The sequence below is a fragment of the uncultured Bacteroides sp. genome, from assembly GCF_902491285.1.
Lineage (GTDB): Bacteria > Bacteroidota > Bacteroidia > Bacteroidales > Bacteroidaceae > Bacteroides.
This window is the reverse complement of record NZ_CABUHK010000136.1, coordinates 1-7,664: the sequence shown is the minus strand read 5'-3', so window position 1 is coordinate 7,664 and position 7,664 is coordinate 1. Positions and strand designations below refer to the sequence as shown.

The following is a 7,664-nucleotide window of genomic DNA, read 5'->3' as shown; positions in this document are numbered from 1 at the left end:
GCTTTGTTGTATAATGCTCTTAAGCCTCTAAGATAATGGCTTATTGTGCCAGGTTCCAACGGGATGCCCGCCGGGCCTGATTGGTATAGGTCTTTAATCATCTTATTTAGCAAAAAAGAGGTGATTAGCTTAATATCTATCTTCTTCCTTTTTGTGTACCAGCAAAGAGTGTCAATAGAGGAACTATACCACTCGGCTGTTTTCTTCTTTTTGGTTTGGATTATTATGTTTTGAGCAAACTCTACAAAATCTATGAATTCGGCATCAGGAGCAAGAGATTTCTCTATTTCTTCCTTCAAATCCATACACGACATAAATTGAGTTCTTTCTTGCCCTAACTTTAAGTATTCTCTCCGGATTTTCTGTATATAAGCATTTATTTCATACTCTATCATTTCTCCGTTTACCACGTTCGATAAGATTCTCCCGGAGTCGTCCATGCTTTCAGGACGGATATAGTAACCGGTAGCTATGTACTGCGACTCTCTATTATGATAGATTCTAATTTTTATATTTGATGTTCCATCTTGCTTGATATTCCTTCCACTTTGGAAAACGACTGCTTTAAATGTTGCCATACTGTTTTAATGTTTTTTAAAGGTTTAAAATCGCATTAAACAGCTTGAATCGGGGTAATTTGATAGGAGATTGCTTTAATTTCCCCTAAACGGATGCAAATAGAGAAACATGTTCAAAGATAGTTCAAAGAAAGACCCTCTTTATTTGCCCCAAAATGGGGTATATTTACATCTATTTTGCATGAACGAAAAAAGCCGATACAAACTGTATCAGCTCAACACCATTCAATTTTTCTTGACTTGAAATTTTCGTCGGGGTAGCGGGATTCGAACCCACGACCCCCTGCTCCCAAAGCAGGTGCGCTAACCGGACTGCGCTACACCCCGAAAACTTTTAACCGAACTCCCTCTTTCTTTGTAGTCGGGGTAGCGGGATTCGAACCCACGACCCCCTGCTCCCAAAGCAGGTGCGCTAACCGGACTGCGCTACACCCCGCTACTTTTTGAAGGGTTGTTCTTTTCAAAAGCGGTGCAAAGATACGGAGTATTTTTTAATTAACAATAACTAAAGGGATATTTTTTACTTATTATTTCTCAACAACCTGAATTTCATCCGTTTGCATCTCTACTTTTTTCTTTGCAGAAACCAGAAGCATCATGGGACGGCGAAGTTCATCTTTCATTTCCGGAATAGTGTCCAACATTACTTCACTCGGTTGTGGCTCTATTAATTCACATATTTCAAATCCGGTTTGAAGAAGACCATTAATATAAGTAGTCAACGTTTTATGATACTTAAAAATTTCCTCACCTAAAAAGACAGCGACACGTTTGCCTTCTGCAAAATAACGATCTACCGGCCAATGAATACGTCTACCTTCCGAGTCATAACACCATTCTTGATTGCCGTAAGCAGTAAATATCGGATGCTCTACTGAAAATACAAACGAGCCTCCTTTAGTAAGACATTTGTTAATCTTTCGACATATATCTACAAAGGACTCAAGATAATGAAAAGTCAACGAACTGATTACAATATCATATGAATTTGGTCGATAATCGAAATCTTCAATAGCCACGCACTTATATTCTATCTGTGGAGAAGGATTTCTTTTCCGAGCTTCTTCCAGCATTTTCTCAGAAATATCAATTCCAGTTACGTGGTTGGCCCCGTGCTTTATTATGTAGATACAATGCCAACCAAATCCGCATCCTAGATCCAATACTCTTTTCCCAGTGAAATCTGGTAACATCTTCTGTAATATATGCCATTCTCCGGCACCTTGCAATCCTTCTACCGAACGAGTCATCTTAGAATATTGATTAAAGAAGCGACTATCATCATATTTATTTTCTTTCATAATCTAAATAATGGGAATTGTTATAGGGACAAAGATATATATTAATGCACTTATTGAGATCAATTAACTGAAAATATATTCTGGTAAAATGAACCATACTCCACTATTTTCTGTTTTCAAAGAAAGTAGGTATTAAAAAAGAAAAGTAATATGAAAACAGAAAAAACAAAAGAGACAAATGAAAAAGAAGTTCATTTGTTAGAACAAAAAGGATATGAAAGAATGGTGAATGAGATAATGCCGGTACAACAAGCGGAAGTTTATCGTAACCCAACCAAGAAAGTAGTGAAAGAAGCTGTAAAAGCACTAAATCCCGATACGAACAGTTTGGGTAGCAGAGGATGAATTCATCCTCTGCTTTTTATGATTCTTCCGGGTTACTCACATATTTAAATAATATTCCCGAGTTAATGCTACATACTCCTTACTATATTGGTGTCGGGCAACTTCCGTCAATAGTTCCTCCACAATGCATTCTTGATTAGCAAAAGAAAAGGTAATCAGAGTGCGTCTAGGGATACCACCGGGCTTGGTTATCACATTTAATTGTCGAACCGCCTGCATTCTCTTCGCAGAAGCTATCATCTTTACTCTATCAGCCACATCCGCCGGGATTACAATCGTGAAAGTTCCATCTTCTGCCAATAATCCGGCCACCCCCGCCAATAAATCTTCATAGGTCAAAGAATCATTATGTCTGGCCGAATTTCTCTGTTGATCCGGACACCCCAATGAATCTATGAAATACGGAGGATTAGAAACAATCACGTCAAATTTGGCCGAAGATTGATATTTCTTAAAATCAACCTGCACTACCTCTATCCGCTCCTTCCAAGAGGAGCGAGCAACGTTTTCTCTGGCCTGCCCGGCAGCGGCTTCGTCAATTTCCAAAGCGACAATATTCGCATCCGGCAAACTACGTTGAGCCAACATTAATGCGACCAATCCCGTTCCTGTCCCAATATCCAAAATCCGATGTGCATTCCTGACAGAAGCCCACGCCCCTAAAAGCACTCCGTCTGTACCAACTTTCATAGCACACTTATCATGCCACACCGTAAACTGCTTAAATTGAAAATAAGGATTCGACATTTTATCCGCTTATTTTTAAATCTGTTTTTATTCTACTTTCTTACTGTAAACCGCCAAAAATAAATAATTATTATGGAATACTTCGTTTATCGCCCTATATTTTGGCATTGTTTTTGTGTTTTTATTCCAAACTGTGCTTTATTATTAGAGAGAATCAATTAACTTTGCAAACGATTTATGCATATTTGTATGACATAAACTAAATTAAAACGAAAAGATGAAAGAAAGATACTTATTGGAAGATGTAGGTGATAACAACGGTTTCTCGTTAATTACTGATTATGATGGTAACGATGAGAACGCATTCGATGTAAATATTAAATCTGGTGAAATTCTTCCGGTACTCCCCCTTCGTAATATGGTGTTGTTTCCCGGGGTATTCCTGCCTATCACAGTGGGGCGTAAGTCTTCCCTGAAGCTCATACGCGATGCCGAGAAAAAACATAAAGATATTGCGGTAGTATGTCAGAGATCAGCACATACGGAAGATCCTAAACTGGAAGATTTACATAACATCGGTACTGTGGGTCGTATTGTGCGGGTATTAGAAATGCCCGACCAAACAACAACTGTCATTCTTCAGGGAATGAAACGTTTGAATCTGAAAAGTATTACCGATACCCATCCTTATTTAAAAGGTGAAATTGAACTTTTGGAAGAAGAAGTTCCCAACAACAGCGATAAAGAATTCCAAGCTTTGGTAGAGACATGCAAGGATTTGACATTGCGTTATATCAAATCATCAGATACAATGCATCAGGATTCGGCATTTGCTATCAAGAATATTAATAACTCGATGTTCCTGGTTAACTTCATCTGCTCAAATCTGCCATTCAAGAAAGATGAAAAGATCGATTTGCTGAGCATCAACTCATTGCGTGAACGTACTTACCGCTTATTAGAAATTCTGAACCGTGAAGTACAGTTGGCTGAAATCAAAGCATCCATCCAGATGCGTGCCCGTGAAGACATTGACCAGCAGCAACGTGAATATTTCTTGCAACAACAAATTAAAACTATTCAGGATGAGTTAGGTGGCGGCGGCCAGGAGCAGGAAATAGAAGAAATGCGCCAGAAAGCAGAAAGCATGCGTTGGAATATGGAAGTCAAAGAAACTTTCATGAAGGAACTGGCGAAACTGGAACGTACTCATCCACAATCACCGGACTACAGTGTGCAGCTTAATTATCTGCAAACAATGTTGAACCTCCCGTGGGGCGTTTATACAACTGACAATCTGAATCTCAAAAATGCAGAAAAGACGTTGAATAAAGACCATTACGGATTGGAAAAAGTGAAAGAGCGCATTTTGGAACACTTGGCAGTATTGAAATTGAAGGATGATATGAAATCTCCGATCATCTGTTTATACGGTCCTCCGGGAGTTGGTAAGACATCCCTCGGAAAATCCATTGCGTCTGCACTCAAACGCAAATATGTACGTATGTCCTTAGGCGGCGTACATGATGAAGCAGAAATCCGTGGCCACCGCAAAACATATATAGGCGCTATGCCGGGACGAATCATCAAGAGCCTGATAAAAGCAGGTGCTTCCAATCCGGTATTTATTTTGGATGAAATAGATAAAGTCAGCGCCGACCGCCAGGGAGATCCCTCTTCTGCATTATTGGAAGTCCTCGACCCGGAACAGAATACGGCTTTCCATGACAACTTCCTGGATGTAGATTATGATCTTTCAAAAGTATTGTTTATTGCGACAGCCAATAATTTGAATACAATCCCCGGCCCATTGCTCGACCGTATGGAACTGATTGAGGTAAGCGGATATATCACTGAAGAAAAGGTTGAGATTGCGCGTAAACATTTGGTTCCGAAAGAGCTGGAAGCCAACGGACTTAAAAAAACGGATATCAAACTTCCTAAAGATACGCTGGAAGCCATTATCGAATCATATACCCGTGAGAGTGGCGTTCGTGAACTGGAAAAGAAAATCGGAAAAATTCTCCGCAAATCTGCTCGTCAATACGCAACCGACGGTTATTTTACCAAGACAGAAATCAAACCTGCCGATTTGTATGACTTCCTGGGAGCTCCGGAATATACACGTGACAAATATCAGGGAAATGAATATGCCGGCGTAGTTACCGGATTGGCATGGACGGCTGTAGGCGGTGAGATTCTTTTCGTTGAAACCAGTCTGAGTCGTGGCAAAGGCGGACGCCTTACCTTGACCGGTAACTTGGGAGATGTTATGAAAGAGTCTGCCATGCTGGCACTTGAATATATCAAAGCTCATGCTTCCATCCTAAATTTGGATGAAGAGATCTTTGACAACTGGAATATTCATATCCATGTACCCGAAGGAGCAATCCCCAAAGACGGTCCATCCGCAGGTATCACTATGGCTACTTCTTTGGCATCTGCGTTGACTCAACGAAAAGTGAAGGCCAATCTTGCCATGACAGGAGAAATCACACTCCGCGGCAAAGTACTTCCGGTCGGCGGCATCAAGGAGAAGATTCTAGCTGCCAAACGCGCCGGAATCAAAGAAATCATCATGAGTGCCGAAAACAAAAAGAACATAGATGAAATTCAGGATCTCTATTTGAAGGGATTGACTTTCCACTATGTAAACGACATAAAAGAAGTATTCGCCATCGCACTGACAAATGAAAAAGTTGCGGATGCCATCGATTTATCTGTAAAGAAAACCAGCCAGGAATGACATTTGACTTACAATATACAGACACCAAAAGTAATGCCCGTGCCGGTCTGATAACAACAGACCACGGGCAGATACAGACACCGATTTTCATGCCGGTAGGCACATTGGGCACTGTCAAGGGAGTACATCTGACAGAACTGAAAGAAGATATTCAGGCACAGATTATTCTGGGCAACACCTATCATCTCTATTTGCGCCCGGGACTGGACGTAATTGAGAAAGCAGGCGGCCTGCATCGCTTCAACGGTTTCGACCGTCCCATGCTGACTGACAGTGGCGGATTTCAAGTCTTCTCATTAGCCGGAATCCGGAAACTCCGTGAAGAAGGTGCCGAATTCCGTTCACACATTGACGGCAGTAAGCATATTTTCACCCCGGAAAAGGTGATGGATATAGAACGTACAATTGGTGCTGACATTATGATGGCCTTTGACGAATGCCCGCCGGGAGACTCGGATTATGCATATGCCAAAAAGTCATTGGGGTTGACACACAGATGGCTTGACCGCTGTATAAAACGTTTCAATGAAACTGAACCTAAATATGGTTACAGCCAATCGCTTTTCCCAATCGTTCAAGGGTGCGTTTATACCGACTTGCGCAAGCAATCAGCCGAATTTGTAGCTTCTAAAGGTGCCGACGGCAATGCCATCGGCGGGTTGGCGGTAGGTGAGCCGGTCGATAAAATGTATGAAATGATAGAGGTTGTCAATGAGATCCTTCCCAAAGACAAACCTCGCTATCTGATGGGAGTCGGCACCCCCGTCAATATCCTTGAAGGAATCGAACGTGGAGTGGATATGTTCGACTGTGTAATGCCTACCCGGAACGGACGAAATGGCATGCTGTTCACCAAGGACGGCATCATCAATATGCGAAACAAAAAATGGGAAACGGACTTCTCTCCTATCGAAGCAGACGGTGCTTCCTGTGTAGACACATTATACAGCAAGGCCTATTTACGTCATCTTTTCCATGCGCAAGAACTATTGGCTATGCAAATCGCCTCTATACACAATCTGGCCTTCTATCTGTGGCTGGTAGGTGAAGCACGAAAACACATCATTGCAGGAGATTTCTCGACCTGGAAACCGATGATGGTCAAAAGAGTATCAACTAGACTATAAAGAATGAAAAGCAATCGATTTATAAAACGGCTGGACTGGTATATCATCAAGAAATTCTTGGGGACATACGTATTTGCTATTGCATTAATCATTTCTATCGCAGTGGTATTCGATTTCAACGAGAAGATGGACAAATTGATGGAACATGAAGCCCCATGGAGTAAAATCATTCTTGAATACTACATGAACTTTATCCCCTATTTTTCCAACCTGTTCAGTCCGTTGTTTGTATTTATTGCTGTTATTTTCTTTACTTCCAAACTTGCGGAGAATTCTGAAATCATCGCCATGTTCTCCACTGGTATGAGTTTCAAGAGAATGATGCGTCCTTACATGATTTCTGCTGCCATCATTGCATTGACAACATTCATGCTTAGCTCGTATGTAATACCCAAAGGAAGCGTGACACGACTAAACTTTGAGGACAGGTATATCAAACCCAAGAAACAGAATACAGCACGCAACGTACAGTTAGAAGTTGATAATGGAGTCATCGCATATATAGACAACTATAACAATGCGATGAAAACAGGAAACCGTTTTTCTTTGGATAAGTTTGTTGATAAAAAACTTGTTTCCCACTTGACCGCACGCCGCATTACTTATGACACGACTACCGTTCATAAATGGACTATCCATGATTATATGATACGTGAGTTGGACGGTCTAAAAGAAAAAATCACCAAGGGAGACCGGATTGATTCTATCATCAATATGGAACCTTCCGACTTCCTCATCATGAAGAATCAGCAGGAAATGTTGACCAGCCCTCAATTAAGTGACTACATTGAGAAACAAAAGCGAAGAGGATTTGCCAATATCAAAGAATTTGAGATTGAATATCACAAACGAATTGCCATGTCATTCGCCTCTTTCATTC

General features: G+C 41.0%; 7 protein-coding genes and 2 tRNA genes. 4 read left to right on the top strand and 5 right to left on the bottom strand.

Annotated features, from left to right (window positions below; genetic code table 11):
- From RDN93_RS21090 to RDN93_RS21075, 4 genes are all read right to left on the bottom strand, one after another.
- Positions 1-578: phage integrase SAM-like domain-containing protein (locus tag RDN93_RS21090; RefSeq protein ID WP_308747297.1), on the bottom strand; the 578-nt coding region annotated here is incomplete at its 3' end.
- 252 nt (positions 579-830) lie between these two features.
- A tRNA-Pro gene (locus RDN93_RS21085) sits at positions 831-905 on the bottom strand.
- Between the two features lie 34 nt (positions 906-939).
- Positions 940-1,014: transfer RNA gene (locus RDN93_RS21080), tRNA-Pro, on the bottom strand.
- A gap of 91 nt (positions 1,015-1,105) precedes the next feature.
- Positions 1,106-1,879 carry a class I SAM-dependent methyltransferase gene (locus RDN93_RS21075; RefSeq protein WP_308747296.1) on the bottom strand — a complete coding sequence of 258 codons (774 nt, stop codon included), beginning with the start codon at positions 1,877-1,879 and terminating at the stop codon, positions 1,106-1,108.
- Between the two features lie 150 nt (positions 1,880-2,029).
- Here RDN93_RS21075 and RDN93_RS21070 point away from each other — a divergent pair, with 150 nt between their 5' ends.
- Positions 2,030-2,224, top strand: a complete 195-nt coding sequence (locus RDN93_RS21070) for a hypothetical protein (protein WP_308747295.1) — start codon at positions 2,030-2,032, stop codon at positions 2,222-2,224.
- 36 nt (positions 2,225-2,260) lie between these two features.
- Here RDN93_RS21070 and RDN93_RS21065 read toward each other — a convergent pair whose 3' ends face one another.
- Positions 2,261-2,971: a methyltransferase gene (locus tag RDN93_RS21065; RefSeq protein WP_308747294.1), complete on the bottom strand. Its 711-nt coding sequence runs from the start codon at positions 2,969-2,971 to the stop codon at positions 2,261-2,263.
- Positions 2,972-3,188: 217 nt separating this feature from the next.
- Between RDN93_RS21065 and lon the strand changes: the two genes are divergently transcribed.
- The 3 genes from lon to RDN93_RS21050 form a co-directional block, all read left to right on the top strand.
- Positions 3,189-5,657 (top strand): endopeptidase La, encoded by a 2,469-nt coding sequence (lon, locus tag RDN93_RS21060; RefSeq protein WP_308747293.1) that lies wholly within the window; start codon positions 3,189-3,191, stop codon positions 5,655-5,657.
- Positions 5,654-6,784, top strand: coding sequence for a tRNA guanosine(34) transglycosylase Tgt (gene tgt, locus RDN93_RS21055; protein WP_308747292.1), 1,131 nt, complete (start codon positions 5,654-5,656; stop codon positions 6,782-6,784). Before lon ends, tgt begins: the two co-directional genes overlap by 4 nt.
- 3 nt (positions 6,785-6,787) lie before the next feature.
- Positions 6,788-7,664: LptF/LptG family permease (locus RDN93_RS21050; RefSeq protein ID WP_308747291.1), on the top strand; the 877-nt coding region annotated here is incomplete at its 3' end.